Origin of the sequence: Cohnella panacarvi Gsoil 349 (assembly GCF_000515335.1) — a bacterium.
Taxonomy (GTDB): domain Bacteria; phylum Bacillota; class Bacilli; order Paenibacillales; family Paenibacillaceae; genus Cohnella; species Cohnella panacarvi.
In genome coordinates this window covers 2,393,670-2,411,517 of sequence record NZ_KI911563.1, presented here as the reverse complement: position 1 = coordinate 2,411,517, position 17,848 = coordinate 2,393,670, and the positions used below count along the sequence as shown (strand labels likewise).

Annotated in this window: 15 protein-coding genes and 1 tRNA gene; 14 read left to right on the top strand and 2 right to left on the bottom strand. The window is 55.7% G+C overall.

All coding sequences use genetic code 11. The annotated features are described in order from the left end of the window. Positions 1–387: 387 nt before the first annotated feature. Positions 388–834 carry a fibronectin type III domain-containing protein gene (locus COHPA_RS0111570; protein ID WP_027086331.1) on the top strand — a complete coding sequence of 149 codons (447 nt, stop codon included), beginning with the start codon at positions 388–390 and terminating at the stop codon, positions 832–834. Between the two features lie 64 nt (positions 835–898). Further along, the gene (locus COHPA_RS0111565; protein ID WP_027086330.1) at positions 899–1,327 is read left to right on the top strand and encodes a fibronectin type III domain-containing protein; all 429 of its coding nucleotides are present in this window, start codon (positions 899–901) and stop codon (positions 1,325–1,327) included. A gap of 181 nt (positions 1,328–1,508) precedes the next feature. Here COHPA_RS0111565 and COHPA_RS0111560 read toward each other — a convergent pair. Further along, positions 1,509–1,583 (bottom strand) — tRNA-Arg (locus tag COHPA_RS0111560). A 226-nt stretch (positions 1,584–1,809) separates the two neighbouring features. Between COHPA_RS0111560 and COHPA_RS0111555 the strand changes: the two genes are divergently transcribed. From COHPA_RS0111555 to eno, 6 genes are all read left to right on the top strand, one after another. Next, complete coding sequence (locus COHPA_RS0111555; RefSeq protein ID WP_027086329.1) at positions 1,810–2,832, top strand: sugar-binding transcriptional regulator; 1,023 nt, start codon at positions 1,810–1,812, stop codon at positions 2,830–2,832. Positions 2,833–3,119: 287 nt separating this feature from the next. Next, positions 3,120–4,124: a type I glyceraldehyde-3-phosphate dehydrogenase gene (gene gap, locus COHPA_RS0111550; protein WP_027086328.1), complete on the top strand. Its 1,005-nt coding sequence runs from the start codon at positions 3,120–3,122 to the stop codon at positions 4,122–4,124. A gap of 129 nt (positions 4,125–4,253) precedes the next feature. Next, a complete protein-coding gene (locus COHPA_RS0111545) occupies positions 4,254–5,435 on the top strand; it encodes a phosphoglycerate kinase (protein WP_027086327.1) in 1,182 nt (393 codons plus the stop codon). Between the two features lie 12 nt (positions 5,436–5,447). Then, entirely contained in the window at positions 5,448–6,203 is a 756-nt protein-coding gene (tpiA, locus tag COHPA_RS0111540; RefSeq protein ID WP_027086326.1) for a triose-phosphate isomerase, read from the top strand. 1 nt (position 6,204) lies between these two features. After that, positions 6,205–7,737: a 2,3-bisphosphoglycerate-independent phosphoglycerate mutase gene (gene gpmI, locus COHPA_RS0111535; protein ID WP_027086325.1), complete on the top strand. Its 1,533-nt coding sequence runs from the start codon at positions 6,205–6,207 to the stop codon at positions 7,735–7,737. A gap of 226 nt (positions 7,738–7,963) precedes the next feature. Then, positions 7,964–9,256 (top strand): phosphopyruvate hydratase, encoded by a 1,293-nt coding sequence (gene eno, locus COHPA_RS0111530; protein ID WP_027086324.1) that lies wholly within the window; start codon positions 7,964–7,966, stop codon positions 9,254–9,256. Between the two features lie 379 nt (positions 9,257–9,635). On the opposite strand, the gene COHPA_RS0111525 is transcribed toward eno, so the two are convergent. Continuing rightward, positions 9,636–10,355, bottom strand: a complete 720-nt coding sequence (locus COHPA_RS0111525) for a FadR/GntR family transcriptional regulator (RefSeq protein WP_027086323.1) — start codon at positions 10,353–10,355, stop codon at positions 9,636–9,638. A gap of 115 nt (positions 10,356–10,470) precedes the next feature. Between COHPA_RS0111525 and COHPA_RS0111520 the strand changes: the two genes are divergently transcribed. The 6 genes from COHPA_RS0111520 to COHPA_RS0111495 all read left to right on the top strand — a co-directional run bounded on the left by COHPA_RS0111520 (position 10,471) and on the right by COHPA_RS0111495 (position 17,833). Continuing rightward, a complete protein-coding gene (locus COHPA_RS0111520; RefSeq protein ID WP_027086322.1) occupies positions 10,471–11,886 on the top strand; it encodes an FAD-binding oxidoreductase in 1,416 nt (471 codons plus the stop codon). Beyond that, a complete protein-coding gene (locus COHPA_RS0111515; protein WP_027086321.1) occupies positions 11,879–13,222 on the top strand; it encodes a (Fe-S)-binding protein in 1,344 nt (447 codons plus the stop codon). Before COHPA_RS0111520 ends, COHPA_RS0111515 begins: the two co-directional genes overlap by 8 nt. Positions 13,223–13,306: 84 nt before the next feature. Then, positions 13,307–14,182 carry a MurR/RpiR family transcriptional regulator gene (locus tag COHPA_RS0111510; protein WP_027086320.1) on the top strand — a complete coding sequence of 292 codons (876 nt, stop codon included), beginning with the start codon at positions 13,307–13,309 and terminating at the stop codon, positions 14,180–14,182. 224 nt (positions 14,183–14,406) lie between these two features. Then, positions 14,407–15,321: an N-acetylmuramic acid 6-phosphate etherase gene (gene murQ, locus COHPA_RS0111505; protein ID WP_027086319.1), complete on the top strand. Its 915-nt coding sequence runs from the start codon at positions 14,407–14,409 to the stop codon at positions 15,319–15,321. Between the two features lie 63 nt (positions 15,322–15,384). After that, positions 15,385–16,842 (top strand): ABC transporter substrate-binding protein, encoded by a 1,458-nt coding sequence (locus COHPA_RS0111500; RefSeq protein ID WP_027086318.1) that lies wholly within the window; start codon positions 15,385–15,387, stop codon positions 16,840–16,842. A gap of 82 nt (positions 16,843–16,924) precedes the next feature. Then, positions 16,925–17,833 carry a carbohydrate ABC transporter permease gene (locus tag COHPA_RS0111495; protein WP_027086317.1) on the top strand — a complete coding sequence of 303 codons (909 nt, stop codon included), beginning with the start codon at positions 16,925–16,927 and terminating at the stop codon, positions 17,831–17,833. The last annotated feature ends 15 nt before the right edge of the window (positions 17,834–17,848 follow it).

The window sequence follows — 17,848 nt, the reverse complement described above, 5'->3', positions numbered from 1 at the left end:
TCAAACAAAAGTCAAAGAACGTCAAAGAACCGAATTGCTCCTATTTCGCAACCCGCTTGGGGCAGAATAAAGAAAACTTTGGCAAATTAACATTTGAAGATTTCTTATAATATAATTTGATCGAATTATACAAAATTATACAAAAACATGAGATAATGATCATGCACCGGCCATTCGGCGGATTCGCAGTCCAGAGGGGAGGGGAATAATGCCGATTCAATTCCGTAATGTTCCGAAACAAGTGATTGCATCGAGAGGGCCGCCAACCTCTGCCCGAGTCGGGCATGATCCGTAAGGCAAGCTCGATAAGGAATCGACGGAGAACAAGAAGCAAGATCGTATTGCCATTATTTTATCGGGTCATAGAACCCTGGAAGGGGAATGTTCATGTCTACTTTAAGCGTTACGAAAGGCAATCTATTGGGTAAAATCGTATTGTTCGCGCTTCTCGCCGCCAGTCTCATCCTTAGCATGGTTCCGAGTTCCGCCTTCGCGTCCTCGGGAGCGCCCGTGCCCGTTATCACGGGAATTCCTAGTCAGCCTACGGGCTTGAGTCCTACGCCGCTTTACGGCGCTGTTAAGCTGACATGGAACGCGCCGCCTGAAACGAATATTACGAAATATATCGTGCAGTACAGAGAGGAAAGCCCAGGCGGAACGAATCCTTGGACATCCGTGACCATCAACAGCGCTACCGCTTATCTCGGCACGACAATCGGAGGGTTGTATATCGACAACACTTCCTATGAATTCAGAGTCAAAGCCGTTAACTCGAACAACTTGCAATCGCTGCCCTCGGCTTCCGTATACGCGTTCCCTAAGAATGCGCCTTGATTCTTTCCTCCTGTAGATACGCAATGAATAGGATTTATCCGAATGTTCGGAAAGGAGGAAAAGAATGATGCTCGCTATGAGATGCGCATCCGGTCGGATGGGCAAGATCCTATTGATCGCGCTTTTGATTGCATGCACCATGGTCGCCGGCGCTTCCAAGCAAGCCGGAGCTTCGGGAAACGCGCAAGTTCCGTCGATTGTTTATCCGCCGACGAATTTGGTGGCCATGCCGGGACAATCGCAAGCCACTCTTACATGGATGCCTACCACGACCAGCAAGATTGATCATTACGTTGTGTATCGCAGATATACGACGGAAACGGGCTTTAGCGCAACCGTGCCTACCAAAGTAAGCGCAAATGCCTATCGCGGGTACACGGTGAATCTTCCTGTAGGCGAAACTTACGAGTTCAAGGTATCGGCAGTAAGGATTACCAATGGGAAGGCAGAGGAGTCAAGCAAGTCCAAACCAACTTATGCGGTGCCGTATTAAAATTCGCCGTAAGCGAACAGAAACCGCCCTCTCGAGGGCGGTTTCTTCATTGCGAGCAGAATAAAGGCCGTACCTAAGGTCGTCGTATAACAACTAAGGTACAGCCCGTGCTAAGCCGAATGAATCGGTCGAAGATATATTGTAGGATAATGGTTGATGCGCATGAAGCGCGGAAGGCAATTGGCGCGCCCGCGAGGAATCGAACCTCGATCTCAGGCTCCGGAGGCCTACGTCATATCCGTTGGACCACGGGCGCACATCCAAACAGGACAGCAAAAAGTATTATAGTTCATCCGTGGTGTAAAATCAAGTAAGCATGAGCGTGTAAATTTGTGAAAATCGTGTACGTTTCTGTTGCATCGTTCCGGGATTTTCGTTAAAATGATGGTGGGACTTAAAGAGTAATGGTGGGACGATTCGCGACCAGCGAATCGCATCGCATGATTGCCGAGGATTGACTCTCCGGGAGGAAACGCGGATCCATGCGAAAAATCGTAGACATTCAAAAGAAGTTGATTCCCGACATCCTCCAGACGATGGAGAAGAGATACGACATTCTGCGCCGCATCTTCGTGACGGGAACGATCGGCCGCCGTACGCTGGCGAGCAGCGTAGACTTGACGGAGCGGGTGCTGCGGACGGAGCTTGAGATGCTTCGCGCGCAAGGACTGCTCGAGATCGGTGCTTCCGGGATGACGTTAAGCGACTCCGGAAGGCAACTCGTAGAAGAGATGGAGCCGATCGTCAAGGAAGTGTTCGGACTGTCGGACCTGGAAGAAGCGGTTCGTCAAGCTTTCGGGCTGAAGCGGGTCGTCATCGTGCCGGGAGACTCCGACGTCTCCGATCATGTCAAACGCGAATTGGGGCGTGCGGGCAGCCGAGTGTTGCGCGAAAGCTTATCCGCGGGAGATGTCGTTGCGGTGATGGGCGGATCGACGATGGCAAGAATGGCTTCGCAGTTCACGGCTCCGGCGCAGCTTCGCGATAACTGGTTCGTACCGGCTCGCGGAGGCCTTGGCGAAAGCGTGGATTACCAGGCGAACACGATCGCCGCGGAATTGGCTAAACGCACCGGAGCTCGGTATCGGATGCTTCACGTGCCGGACCACCTTAGTGAGGAAGCGTACCAGACGCTCATGCAAGAGCCTAACGTGCGCGAGGTCGTCGACATGATCCGCAGCGCCAGGATCGTCGTCCACGGGATCGGGGACGCTATGACGATGGCGGGAAGGCGCAAGCTTAGCGACGTGACGAAGAACGAGCTGCTTAAAGACGGCGCGCTGGCGGAAGCGTTCGGCTACTACTTCGACCGCAGCGGCAAAGTCGTGCATCGGATGGCCACGGCGGGGTTACGGCTGGAGGACATCGAAGCGGCGGGTGTCGTAATCGGCATCGCTGGCGGACGAAGCAAAGGCGAAGCCATCGCGTCGGTGGTTCGGTTCGGGCACGACGACGTGCTGGTAACGGACGAAGCGGGCGCCGAAGAAGCGCTTAAGCACCTCTAACCCGGACGTCGTGAAGGAAATAACGGCGAATCGGCAGTTATTTTCATCTGAAAGTTTACGAACCTCCGAAATTACTGCAAATCGATAGCTGTTTCTACTGAAATTGCGTAAGTCCGGCGTGTGATCGGGAAATAACTGCAAAAGGTTGTTATTTTCGAAGACTACAGTTGCCGGAAGCGAAATAACTGCAAATCGTTGTTATTCAATAGCAAAACCTGTTGTCTCGGCGCGATTCCGCGCTTGACATAGATCAAAATCAGTGTGGTCATCACAAGGAGGAAACCTCAATGGTAAAAATCGGTATTAACGGATTTGGTCGTATCGGTCGTAACGTGTTCCGCGCATCCCTGAACAATCCTAACGTTGAAGTCGTCGCAATCAACGACTTGACGGACGTAAGCACGCTGGCTCACCTGCTCAAGTATGACACTACGCATGGTCGTCTGAACGGAACCGTTGAAGTGGGCGAAGGCGCACTGATCGTCAACGGCAAGTCGATCAAAGTGTTCGCAGAGCGTGACCCTGGCAACCTGCCTTGGTCTTCCGTAGGCGCTGAGATCGTCGTTGAATCGACGGGTATTTTCACGGCTAAAGAAAAAGCCGAGCTTCACCTTAAAGGCGGCGCTAAGAAAGTCATCATCTCCGCTCCTGCTACGAACGAGGATATCACGATCGTTATGGGCGTTAACGAAGACAAATACGATGCCAAAGCGCATACGGTTATCTCCAACGCTTCTTGCACGACGAACTGCCTTGCTCCGTTCGCGAAAGTTCTGAACGATCAATTCGGCATCGTCAAAGGCATGATGACGACGATCCACTCCTATACGAACGATCAACAAGTGCTTGACCTGCCGCACAAAGACCTGCGCCGCGCTCGCGCCGCAGCAGAGAACATCATTCCTTCCTCCACGGGCGCGGCGAAAGCAATCGGCCTCGTTCTTCCCGAGCTGAAAGGCAAGCTGAACGGCATGTCTTTCCGCGTACCTACGCCTAACGTATCCGTAACGGACCTTGTTGCCGAACTGAAAGTATCCGTAACGGTAGACGAAGTGAACGCGGCTCTGAAAGCTGCTGCAGCAGGCCCGCTGAAAGGCGTTATGAACTACTCCGACGAGCCGCTCGTATCGAGCGACTACAACAGCGATCCGGCTTCCTCCACGATCGACGCGCTGTCGACGATGGTTATCGAAGGCAACATGGTTAAAGTCGTTTCCTGGTACGACAACGAGTGGGGCTACTCCAACCGCGTTGTTGACTTGGCTGCATTCATCGCTGCTAAAGGTCTGTAATATAGCATTGCGCAACTCCCGAAACCCCCTCTTGCAGGGGGATTTCGAGGGGGTTGCCCCTCGGACACCCGTCATGGGTGTCCTGCTTCATGGATAGGCGATATGGAAGTTTCCGAGGAGGAGTCGTACTTGAATAAGAAAAGCGTAAGAGATATTGAGGTTGCCGGCAAAAAGGTGCTCGTTCGCGTGGACTTTAACGTTCCGCTCGAGAACGGCGCGATTACGGACGATACGCGCATTCGCGAAACGCTTCCGACGATTCGCTACTTAATCGAGAACGGCGCGAAAATCATTCTGGCGAGCCACCTTGGTCGTCCGAACGGCGAAGTGGTAGACGGCCTTCGCCTGACGCCCGTAGCCGCACGCTTGTCCGAATTGCTCGGCAAATCGGTAGCTAAGGCAGATGAAGTCGTAGGCGCCGCGGTCAAAGCGAAAGCCAACGCACTGAACAACGGAGACGTATTGCTGCTTGAGAACGTACGTTTCGAAGCAGGAGAAGAGAAGAACGATCCGGCGCTGGCGAAAGCATTAGCAGAGCTCGCCGACCTTTACGTGAACGACGCATTCGGCGCGGCTCACCGCGCGCATGCTTCGACGGAAGGCGTCGCTCATCATCTTCCTGCCGTATCCGGCTTGCTGATGGAGAAAGAGCTCGACGTGCTCGGCAAAGCGCTGAACAACCCCGAGCGTCCTTTCACCGCGATCGTCGGCGGCTCCAAGGTCAAGGATAAAATCGACGTCATCAACAAAATGATCGAAATCGCCGACAACATCATCATCGGCGGCGGCTTGTCTTATACGTTCTTCAAAGCGCAAGGCCATGAAATCGGCCTGTCGCTGTGCGACAATTCCAAGCTCGACCTCGTGCTCGAATTCATGGAGAAGGCGAAGAAGCTCGGCAAGAACTTCCTGCTGCCGGTCGATATCATCGTATCCGAAAGCTTCAAAGAAGCCGTCAACATGGACATCGTCGGAGTCGACGGCATTCCTTCGCACAAGGAAGGCGTCGACATCGGTCCGAAGACGCGCGAGATTTACGCGGAAGTCATCAAGAACTCCAAGCTGGTCGTCTGGAACGGACCGATGGGCGTATTCGAAGTCGACGACTTCGCGAACGGCACGCGCGCGGTCGCGCAAGCTTGCGCGACGACGGCGGGTTACACGGTTATCGGCGGCGGCGACTCCGCTGCGGCGGCCGAGAAGTTCAAGCTGGCCGATAAGATGGATCATATCTCGACGGGCGGCGGCGCATCGCTGGAGTTCATGGAAGGCAAAGCTCTTCCTGGCGTAGTCGCGCTGAACGACAAATAGGAGCGAATTCCAATGAGCAGAACACCGATTATCGCAGGCAACTGGAAAATGTTCAAAACCGTCTCCGAAGCGACTTCCTTCGTCTCCGAAGTGAAAGGCAAAGCGGAAGTGGCCGGCGTGGAGAGCGTCATCTGCGCTCCGTTCACGGCGCTGCCTGCGCTTGTAGAAGCGGTTAAAGGAACGAGCATCAAGATCGGCGCGCAAAACCTGCACTGGGAAGACAACGGCGCGTTCACGGGAGAAATCAGCGGCGTTATGTTGAAGGATCTCGGCGTGCACTATGTCATCATCGGTCACTCGGAGCGCCGCCAATATTTCGCGGAGACGGACGAGACCGTGAACAAGAAAGCCCATGCGGCGTTCAAGCACGGCATCGTTCCGATCATCTGCGTCGGCGAGAAGCTCGAAGAGCGCGAAGCCGGCCAGACGAAAGAAGTGTGCCGCGTGCAGACGGAAGGCGCGCTCGTAGGTTTGTCCGCTGAACAAGCCGCTGCATCGGTTATCGCTTACGAGCCGATCTGGGCGATCGGAACGGGCAAATCCTCGACCGCCGACGACGCTAACGAAGTAACGGCGTACATCCGTCAGGTAGTTGCCGGTTTGTACGGCGCGGAAGTAGCGGCGAAGGTCCGCATCCAATACGGCGGCAGCGTGAAGCCGAATACGGTAGCGGAGTACATGAGCAAGTCCGATATCGACGGCGCCCTCGTGGGCGGCGCGAGCCTGGAGCCTGCGTCCTATGTGGCGCTAGTCGAAGGAGCGAAGTAAGATGTCAGCACCTAAACCGGTTGCGCTTATTATTCTCGACGGCTTCGGCCTCCGCGATGAGACGCACGGCAATGCCGTCGCCCAAGCGAAGAAGCCGAACTACGATCGTTATTGGAACACGTTCCCGCACACGACGCTTACCGCATGCGGCGAAGCCGTCGGTCTGCCGGAAGGACAGATGGGCAACTCCGAAGTCGGCCACCTGAACATCGGCGCGGGACGAATCGTCTATCAAGACTTGACGCGGATTACGAAGTCGATTCGCGACCAGGATTTTTACGCGAACGAGACGTTGGTCGGCGCGGTGCGCCATGCCAAATCGAACGGCAAGAAGCTTCATCTGTACGGCTTGCTTTCGAACGGCGGCGTTCATAGCCACATCGATCATCTCTTCGCGCTGCTTGACCTGGCGAAGAAGGAAGAGCTTAACGAAGTTTACATCCATGCGTTCCTCGACGGACGCGACGTCGCTCCGGACAGCGGCGTTAGTTTCCTGCAGCAGCTGCAGGATAAGATCAAAGAGGTCGGCGTCGGTACGCTGGCGACGGTTCAAGGCCGCTACTACGCGATGGACCGCGACAAGCGCTGGGATCGCGTAGAGAAGTCCTACCGCGCCATGGTTTACGGAGAGGGTCCTGCGGCAACCGATGCGGTAGCAGCGGTGAAAGAATCTTACGCGAACAACGTATACGACGAGTTCTTCGTGCCTACAGTAATCGTGGACGCAAGCGGCAAACCGAATGCGCTGGTAGAGTCCGAGGACGCGGTCATCTTCTTCAATTTCCGTCCCGACCGCGCGATTCAGCTGTCGCAAGTATTCACGAACGACGATTTCCGCGGTTTCGATCGCGGTCCCGGCGCTCCAAGCAAGCTGTACTTCGTCTGCATGACGCTGTTCGCGGAGACGATCGGCGGGCTCGTGGCTTACAAGCCGAAGGAACTCGACAATACGCTTGGCGAAGTGTTCGTTCAACAGGGCAAGAAGCAATTGCGCATTGCCGAGACGGAGAAGTATCCGCACGTCACTTTCTTCTTTAGCGGCGGACGCGATCACGTGCTGGACGGCGAGACGCGCATTCTGATCAATTCGCCTAAAGTCGCGACGTATGACCTTCAACCGGAAATGAGCGCGTACGAGGTTGCCGAAGCGGCGGTCCAGGAGATCGAAGCGGATAAACACGACGCTATCATCCTTAACTTCGCCAACGTCGATATGGTCGGCCACTCCGGCATGCTGGAGCCGACGATCAAGGCGGTCGAAGCGACGGACGAATGCCTTGGCAAAGTCGTCGACGCGGTCATCGCGAAAGGCGGCGTAGCCGTCATCATCGCGGACCACGGCAACGGCGACATGGTCATTGACGACAACGGGCGTCCGTTCACGGCTCACACGACGAACCCGGTTCCATGCATTATAACGCAAGCCGGCCATAACCTTCGCGAAGGCGGCATCCTGGCCGACGTCGCTCCGACGCTGCTGAAGCTGATGCAACTGCCTCAACCGAAGGAAATGACAGGCAAGTCGTTGGTTTGATTGAGTTGCATTAGTCAGGCGTCCGAAGTCAAAAACTCTCTCCAGCCGCTGTCCTCGTCCCTTAGCTTGATTAGCTTTTAAGGTGGCTAAGGGACTCCGAAGGCGGACGTTACACTCTTCCGAGAGCTTATGCTTCTCCCGCCTTTAAAGCAACTCGAATGACTCGTTGCAAGCTCGGTCGCAACGTCGACCGACTATTTTATTAAATATAAGGAGTGTTCCTTCAATGACGATCATTACTGACGTTTACGCACGCGAAGTCCTCGACTCCCGCGGCAACCCGACTGTCGAAGTAGAAGTACGCCTCGAATCCGGCGCGCTTGGCCGCGCAATCGTTCCATCCGGCGCATCCACCGGCGCTTACGAAGCCGTCGAGCTTCGCGACAACGACAAAAGCCGTTACCTGGGCAAAGGCGTCCTGAAAGCTGTTGAGAACGTCAACTCCATCATCGCTCCCGAAGTCATCGGTTACGACGCGCTTGACCAAGTCGAAATCGACAACAAAATGATCGCGCTCGACGGCACGCCGAACAAAGCGAAGCTGGGCGCTAACGCGATCCTCGCGGTATCCATCGCGGTTGCTCGCGCTGCTGCAGAAGCTCTGGACGTACCTTTGTACCAATACCTGGGCGGCTTCAACTCCAAGAAACTGCCTGTTCCGATGATGAACATCATCAACGGCGGGGCACACGCGGACAACAACGTCGACGTTCAAGAATTCATGGTTCTTCCTGTCGGCGCTCCTACGTTCGCCGAGGCTCTTCGCACGGGCGCGGAAATTTTCCACGCTTTGAAATCCGTACTTAAAGCGAAAGGCCTGAACACGGCTGTCGGCGACGAAGGCGGCTTCGCGCCTAACTTCGGTTCCAACGAAGAAGCGCTCTCCACGATCCTGGAAGCTATCGAAAAAGCCGGCTACAAACCAGGCGTCGACGTATTCCTCGGCATGGACGTTGCGTCCACGGAGTTCTTCAAAGACGGCAAATACCACCTCGAAGGCGAAGGCAAATCTTACACGCCTGCCGAGTTCGTCGGCCTGCTTGCTAGCTGGGTAGACAAGTATCCGATCATCACGATCGAAGACGGCTGCTCCGAAGACGACTGGGAAGGTTGGAAGCTGCTTACCGACAAGCTCGGCAGCAAAATCCAGCTCGTCGGCGACGATCTGTTCGTAACGAACACCGAGCGTCTGTCTGACGGTATCGAGAAAGGCGTCGGCAACTCGATCCTCGTTAAAGTAAACCAAATCGGTTCTTTGACGGAAACGTTCGACGCGATCGAGATGGCACAACGCGCTGGCTATACGGCGGTTATCTCCCACCGTTCCGGCGAATCCGAAGACAGCACGATCGCCGACATCGCGGTTGCTACGAACGCAGGTCAGATCAAAACGGGCGCTCCTTCCCGTTCCGACCGCGTCGCGAAGTACAACCAATTGCTCCGCATCGAAGACAAGCTGGGCTCCACGGCGTCCTACGCGGGCAAAAAAGCGTTCTACAACCTCAAAAACTTCAAGTAATCGGGGACGAAACCTCGGAACGGCAAAGGACCAAGCTGCGGCGATCGACGCACGGCTTGGTCCTTTTTCTGCGAGGAATTTCGAACAAATAACAACAAATCAATAGTTATATTCGGGATATAAAGCAACAAATTGAAAATAACAACAGATCGATAGTTATTCTAACGAAACCGTGCGATTCGATAGAAAAGGGGCCAAAGTAACTGCGAATCGCTGTTATTTGACGATAATGGGACCCCTACAGAGGAAATAGCTGCGTATCGTTGTTATTTGTGGCGTCTATCGCACGCTCAGTCGAGTTTGTCACAACCATTCAGCGCGGATCCGGTCAAAATGCAAAAACAGGTTGGCGAAGGAAGGTGCCGAGGTTTCATTCTTCTTACGGCAGCGCTTCGCGAAGGACTTGCTCGACTTTGCTGAGATGATCGGCGATCAACGCCGCGGCGCGCTGCTTATCGCGATTTTCGATTGCTTGGAAGATCAACCGATGCTCGGCGAGCAGACGTGCGGCCGTCGCCTTCTCGCCGTAAAACCAGAGCTCCCTCGTCTGGCGAATCGAACCCGAGAACCGGTGGGAGAGCGATTCCATGAGCTGCGCGAGCAACGAATTTCCCGATGCCGCCGCAAGGGTCATGTGGAATTCCGCGTCTGCCCGTTCGCCCGCAAGCGTATCTCCCTGCTCAAGGCTTGACTCCATCGCTGCGAGCAAGGCGCGAAGCTTATCGATGTCGGCGGACGTTCGGCGCTCCGCCGCGAGCGAGGCTGCTCCGATTTCTAACGTTCGGCGTACCTCGAGCAGCTCGATCAACGATTCGGCGTCCTGAAACAGCGAGCTTCCGCCTTTACCTTTGCCGGACTCGTCAGGCAGTTCCGCTCGGACGAAAGTTCCTCCGCCGTGCCGTACGTCCAGCCAGCCCATCGCTTTCAGCGCGCTCGCCGCTTCGCGAATCGTCGAGCGGCCGACGCCGTAAGCTTCGGCCAGCTCTACGACGGAAGGAAGCCGCTGGCCCGGCTGCCATTCGCCTTCCCGTATGCGGCGAAGGATGTCCTCCGCGACCAGTTCGTGTCCTTTGGGTGTTTCGATTTTCATATGACGCATATCCAGCCTCCGACAAGTCGCTTGTCCCACAATCTAATATCTATACAATACTATAAAAGTAACCTATAATGAACCCAAAGTCATCAGATGACCTGACAACATAGGAGGGGTACAGGTGCTGGAACCAGCCGTTGCTAGGCAATTGCGGCAGATCGTAGGGCAGAGACATTTCAGAGACGATCGGGAATCGCTCGTGGCGCATTCTTACGACGGGACGCCGATGTTGCAGCATATGCCTGACGGAGTCATCTATCCGGAGAGTACGGAGCAAGTGTCGGAAATCATGAAGGTGCTTTCCGCGCACCGGGTGCCGATCGTGCCTAGAGGCTCAGGATCTAATCTGTGCGGAGGGACGGTTCCTATCCAAGGAGGAATCGTCATGGTCATGCACCGGATGAATCGCATCCGCGAGGTCGACGCGGATAACTTGACGGCGACGGTCCAGCCCGGCGTAATTACGGCGGACTTCACGGCGCATGTCGAATCGATGGGACTGTTCTACCCGCCCGATCCGAGCAGCATGAGAATATCGACGATCGGCGGCAATATCGCGGAGTGCTCGGGCGGATTGCGCGGGTTGAAATACGGGACGACCAAAGATTACGTCATCGGGCTCGAAGCGGTGCTGGCGAGCGGCGAGATCATTCGCACCGGCGGCAAGCTGATGAAGGACGTCGCCGGCTACGATCTGACCAAGCTGCTCGTCGGTTCGGAGGGGACGCTGGCGATCGTGACGGAAGCGACGTTGAGGCTGGTTCCGCCGCCGGAGAGCAAGAAGACGATGCTTGCGATGTACAAGGATATATACGGCGCGGCGAGAACCGTCTCCAGAATCGTCGGATCGCGCATCATACCCGCGACGCTCGAGATTATGGACAATCCGACGATTCGGGTCGTCGACGACTTCGCGAAGCTGGGGCTGCCGCGCGATATGGCGGCGATTCTGCTCATCGAGCAAGACGGAGAGTCGGCAACCGTGGAACGGGACATCGAACGGATCAAGGACATTTGCGCTTCGGAGGGGGCCGATCGGATCGACATCGCGGAAAGCCGCGAGCAAGCGGAGAAGCTGCTTACGGCACGGCGCAGCGCATTCACGGCGCTCGCCCGGCTGCGCCCGACGACGATTCTCGAGGACGCGACGGTTCCGCGCTCGCGCATTGCCGACATGGTGTTGCGCATCAACGAAATCGCCGCGAAATACGGCGTGTCGATCGCCACGTTCGGACATGCGGGAGACGGCAATCTGCACCCGACCGCGACGACGGACGCGCGGGACAAGGAAGAGGTACATCGCGTCGAGCAGGCGTTCGAGGACATTTTCGCGGCGGCCATCGAGCTCGGAGGCACGATTACGGGCGAACATGGCGTAGGGCTCGTGAAGTCGCCGTTCCTGGAATGGAAAGTCGGGGCGGCGGGGGTCGAACTGATGAAAGGAATCAAGACGGCGTTCGATCCGGACAATCTGCTTAACCCGGGCAAGATGTTCGCGAAGGAAACGAGGAAAAGGGTGGTCATCGATCGTGGCTAAGACAACCGAAGAACTCGGCAATCCGCTGAAGAAGTCGCTGATCGCCAAGCTGGACTACGATCAGTTGACGAACTGCATGCGCTGCGGCTTCTGCCTGCCCGCTTGTCCGACTTTCCGGGAGACCGGTCTCGAACAAGAGTCTCCTCGCGGACGGATCGCGCTCATGAAGGCGGTAACGGACGGATTAATGGAACCTGACGGATCGTTCCGCGACCAGATGGACCACTGCTTGGGCTGCCGCGCGTGCGAACCGGCTTGTCCCGCTGACGTGAAATACGGCCAGTTGATCGAGCAAGCGCGCGACGCGATCGAGGATCACGCCGAGCGCGGACCGCTGATGACCGGCGTACGCAGGCTGTTCTTCAAGAGCATACTTCCGCATCGCAACCGCCTGAAGCGGGCAGGCAGTTTGCTAGCGTTCTACCGGAAATCCGGTTTGCGCGCGCTCGCGAGACGAAGCGGAGCGATGAAGTTGTTCCCTGAGCACATGCGGGAGATGGAGAACGTATTGCCGGACGCTACCGGAAGAGGCGTATTGGAGAGGATCGGAGAAGTATACCCGGCCAAAGGCGAGAAGATCGCCCGCGTCGCGCTGTTCAGGGGCTGCTTGATGGACGTCCTGTTCGCGGAGACGAACGTCAACACGGTCAAGCTGCTGTCCGAAGCGGGATTCGAGGTCGTTATTCCTCCGAGTCAGACGTGCTGCGGCGCGTTGCACGCGCATAGCGGAGAGATGGAGCAAGCCCGCGAGCTGGCTCGCGCCAACGCGAAGACTTTCCGCTCGGCAGACGTCGATTACGTCGTATCCAACGCGGGCGGCTGCGGGGCGTTCCTCGTCGAGTACGATCATCTTCTTCACGACGATCGGGAATATGCCGAGCTTGGAGAATGGTTGGCATCCCGTACGGTGGACGTCGCGAATCTGATCGTCGAACGCGGCAGATTGCCGGCGTTCGCGGAAGCCGAAGCCGCCGAGCCGGTGACGATCACCTACCAGGACTCGTGCCATCTGCGCAATGTCATGAAAAGTTCCGATGCGCCAAGACGGCTTATGAGGCAAGTGAGCGGAGCGCATTACTGCGAGATGAAAGAATCGGACCGCTGCTGCGGATCGGCGGGCATCTATAACGTCACGCAGCCGGAGATGGCCGGACAAATTTTGCGGCACAAGATGGAACATGCGAACGAGACGAATGCCCGCTACATGCTGACGAGCAACCCCGGTTGCCTGCTCCAGATGAAGCTGGGCATCGAGAAGCACGGGGCGAAGGGACGGATGGAAGCGAAACACGTCGTCGATTACTTGTACGAGAGAATCGCGGCGCCTAAGGAATGATCTTGTCTTTTCATACCCGTACGATTAATATGAAAATAAATTTCAATAACCGTGACTTTATTAAATGGATAAGTAGGGACGAATATGGCGATACACGATAATATTCTGATCAAGATGCGGGACATGAAGGAAAGCTTGACTCCCGTCGAGAAGCTGGTGGCCGAATATATCCTGGCCAACTTGGACGAAATCCCGCATCTGTCGATTAAGCAGCTTGCCCAATTGAGCAAGACGAGCGACGCGTCCGTGCTGCGCTTCTGCAAGACGATGGGCTGCAGCGGGTACCGAAGCTTTATCGTCAGCATCTCCGCGTCGATCGGCTCGATGGAAGACGAACAGAAGGATCAATATACGGACATTCAGCCGGGAGACGATTTGACGACGATTATCGCCAACATCTCCCGCAACAATATGAAATCGATCGAGGACACGTTAAGCGTACTGGACCGCGGCGAAGTCGCCCGGGCGGTGAAGGCGCTGCGGGCGAGCGACCGGATCGTGTTCTTCGGCATCGGCGCTTCCGGTTTGGTGTGCAAGGACGGGGAACAGAAGTTTTCCCGCATCAACAAGATGTGCCACGCCTATATCGACGGACACAGCCAGCTAACGGCCGCTACGCTGCTTGGCAGGGGAGACGTGGCCATCTTCATCTCGAACTCCGGGGATACGTCGGAAATTCTCGAAGCGCTCGATATCGTCAAGAAGAACGGCGCGCAGGTTATCGCGATTACGAAGTACAACAAGAGCGAACTGGCGGATAAGGCGAATATCGTGCTGTACATCTCGACGCCGGAGCTTACGATCCGCAGCGGCGCGATGGGCTCGCGGATCGCGATGCTGAACGTCATCGACATTCTGTTCGCGGGCGTTGCGAGCGCGGAATACCAGAACGTGAAGAAATATTTATCGAAGACGCATAACATCCTGTCCGGCAAGCACCGCAGATCGTCGTCCCGATAACGGAAAGGACCTCCGGCGGGGGTTCTTTTTTTTTTTTTTTTTTTTTTTTTTTTTTGTCGCATATTGACGTTATTAAACCAAAAATTTATTTCATTATGAAATTTTATTTCAAATTCTATTGACGAATAATCGACTTGCGTATTATATTAACCTCAGCAAGAGATACACAAAAAGAGTTAATAAAGACTGAAATCCGGACCAATAATCAGGGTAGGAGAATGGCGATGAACGATTATCTTGCAGGCTTGACGACGGAGGAGATTAATCAGAAGACGAAGATGATCGATGAATGCACGACGGAACAGATGCTGAGGCTTCTCAACGAAGAGGACGCCAAAGTTCCCGCGGCGGTAGCGGAAGTCATTCCCGAAATCGCGCAAGCGGTCGATATTTGTTATCGCAAGCTGAAGGCGGGAGGCAGAATGCTGTACGTCGGGGCAGGCACTTCGGGAAGGCTGGGCGTACTCGACGCATCGGAATGTCCGCCGACCTTCGGCGTCGATCCCGAGCTGGTGCAAGGCCATATTGCCGGGGGAGACATTGCGCTAAGAGTAGCGGTGGAAGGTTTCGAGGACAAGGAAGAGGAGGGGGTTGCGCTCATCGAGCGCTGCGGCGTGACGGATAAGGATGCGGTAATCGGCATTTCCGCCAGCGGCAGCGCGGCGTTCGTCATTGCCGGATTGCGGCAGGCGTCCAAGCTCGGCGCGGCGACGATCGGGGTGACGAACAACAGGCGTTCCAAGCTTGAAGCCGTATGCGACGTCTGCATCGCTCCCGTCGTCGGTCCCGAGGTGATCATGGGATCCACCAGACTCAAGGCAGGAACCGCGCAGAAGCTTGTACTCAACATGCTGTCCACGAGCACGATGGTGAAGCTCGGCAAAACATACGACAACCTGATGGTCGACCTGAAAGCCAGCAACTTGAAGCTGTACGACCGGTCCATCCGGATCATCCAGGAAGCGACGGGCGTCGAGCAGGGATTAGCCAAAGTTTATCTTGAAAGGGCTTCCATGAACTGCAAGCTGGCGATCTTGATGATTCGAACCGGCATGAACGCGGAGAACGCGGCGCTCGCTCTAGCGCGCACCGAAGGCAGTCTGAAGGCGGCAATCCGTACGAGTGCCCAGGCGCTTTGACTAAGGCCTGCGGGCGCGAGTGCATGATATTGCAACATATATGAAAAAGGGAGGATTTACGCAATGAAGAGCAGAAAGAAAGTTCTAACATCCATCCTGGCAACAACGTTATCGCTCTCCGTGTTAGCAGCATGCGGTAACAACAATAACAACAATGCTTCGCCATCCGCAAGCGACTCTCCAAGCTCCGGCTCGCCGGCGGCAAGCTCCGCCGCCCCGGAAGCGGCGAAGGACACGATTACCGCGCTGCTGCCGCCGATCTCGCCGAAGTATCAAGAGAGCATCGCGCAGATCGAGAAGGATTTCAACGCCTTGTACCCGAACTTGACTTTGAAAATCGAACCGGCAGGCTGGGAAGACATGACCCAGAAGCTCGATACGCAAGTGAACGCGGGCAGCCCGCCGGATATCGCGTTCATCGGCTCTTCCAGCATCCCGAAATATCTTGAGCAAGGCATGCTGATGGACATTACGGATTCGGTCACGCCGGAGATGATCGCCGACTATAACCCGGCGGTAACGCTCGATTATATGAAAAGCGGAGCGGGGTTGTACGGATTCCCGGCGTACATGGTCGTCCACTCGATCGGCGGCAATAAGCAGTATCTGGAGGAAGCGGGCGTCGACTGGAAGAAAGTACAGCAGGAAGGCTGGACGTACGAACAATTCCGCGAGGCGATCAAGAGCGGCGCGGCAGGCGGCAAGCATTACGGCTTCGTATTCGCCACGGCCGGCGTCGCCGCGAGAGACTACTTGACGATCTTGGCTAAAAACGCGGGAATGGCGGATCCGTTCACGAAAGATTTGAAGTTCGCTTATACGAGCAAAAATTACTTGGAAGTGCTCAAAGCGGTCAGACAGATGATCGACGACGGCTCGATGCCGAAAGAGCTTAGCTCCGTCGACGCGGGCAAACGTTGGAATATGTTCCTGACCGGCCAGACGATGATCACGGGCAAAGGGTTGGCCACGTTCGAGAACTCCGCGAAGGCGAATAACGCCAAGCTCGAAGCGAACGACGGAAGCGCGGTTAAGGACAGCATCAAGGTCGATTATATCGTGCTGCCGGTACCGACCTTCGCAGGCGCTCAGCCGGTCTCGACGACGGTCATCGACGGATACGTGACGTTCCGCGGCAAGAAAGAACCGACTGCCGAGCATAAAGCGAACGTCGCGAAAGCGGCATACTACCTGGCAAGCGGCAAAGTCGCGGCAGTCACGAACAACGATCTGTTCGCTTCGCACATCACGGAAAGCGCGAAAGCCGCGGCGGCAAGCCTGACGATCGAGCGCAGCGCGGAAAACTTGGCGGCGGTAGAGCGGATGCTGACGTTCGCGACGCCTCCTCGCCCGGATATCCCTGCGGAACTGAGCGCGAAAGCGATCAAGCTCGAAGACGAAGTGATCATTCCGAAGATGCAAGCCTTGCTCGCTAACGAGATTACGCCTGAGAAGATGTACGATGAAGTCATGAAAGCAGCTGTGAAAGAATTCGGCGCCGACGGCGTCGTCCAAGACTAAGATTGCGAACGTCGGATAGCCGCTGATCGTACAGCGGCTATCCGATCTCGATTTGAATCGGCTCATAAAGGGGTACGGCGGCATGGCTCAACCGGCAACGAAGACATACAAGAAACGAATGATCAAAGACGGCGATTGGGCATGGGCCTACGCGTTTATCGCCGTGGCTCTCGTCGTATACGCGCTGTTCACGGCGTATCCCGTCGTAAGCGCTTTCCTGATCAGCTTCCAGGAATACAAACCGCTCGGCTCCACTTATATCGGCTTAGACAATTACGCGGAAACGCTCCGCGATGATCTCTTTTGGAAGTCGATCCGCAATACGATCAAATATACGGTTCTGACGGTTCCCGTCAACCTGTTGATCTCTTTCGTGATCGCGATCTTGATCCTTCCGCTCAGGAAACGGCTGCAGACGACGTTCAAGGCCGTCTATTATTTGCCGGCCGTGGCGAGCGGCGTTACGATGTCCGTCGTCTGGCTATGGATATACGATCCGTTGCCGGAGGGCATTCTGAACCAACTGATCGGCTTCTTCGGAATCCATAACCAGAACTGGCTGGGTACGAGCGATACGTCGATGTTCTCGCTCGTGCTGATGTCTTGGCTATCCAGCCACGGCACAAGCATCATCATCTACTTGGCGGCGCTGCTCGGCATCGACGACAGCTATTATGAAGCCGCTGAGCTGGACGGCGCGAACTTCCTGCAGAAGCTTCGTTACATCGTTCTCCCGTTCCTGAAGCCGACGACGCTCTTCCTGCTCGTCACGGGCGTAATCGGTTCCTTCCAAGTGTTCCAGAACGCGTTCCTCATGACGGGCGGCGGACCGGACAACGCGACGACGATGGTCGGGCTGCTTATTTTCAACAATGCGTTCAAGTATTTCGAGTTCGGCGAGGCGGCGGCTCAATCGCTCATTCTGACGGTGATTATCGCAACCATCGCGCTTATACAGTTCAAAGCGTTCGGTAAAGACGTGGAGTACTAGGGAGGCAGGAACGCC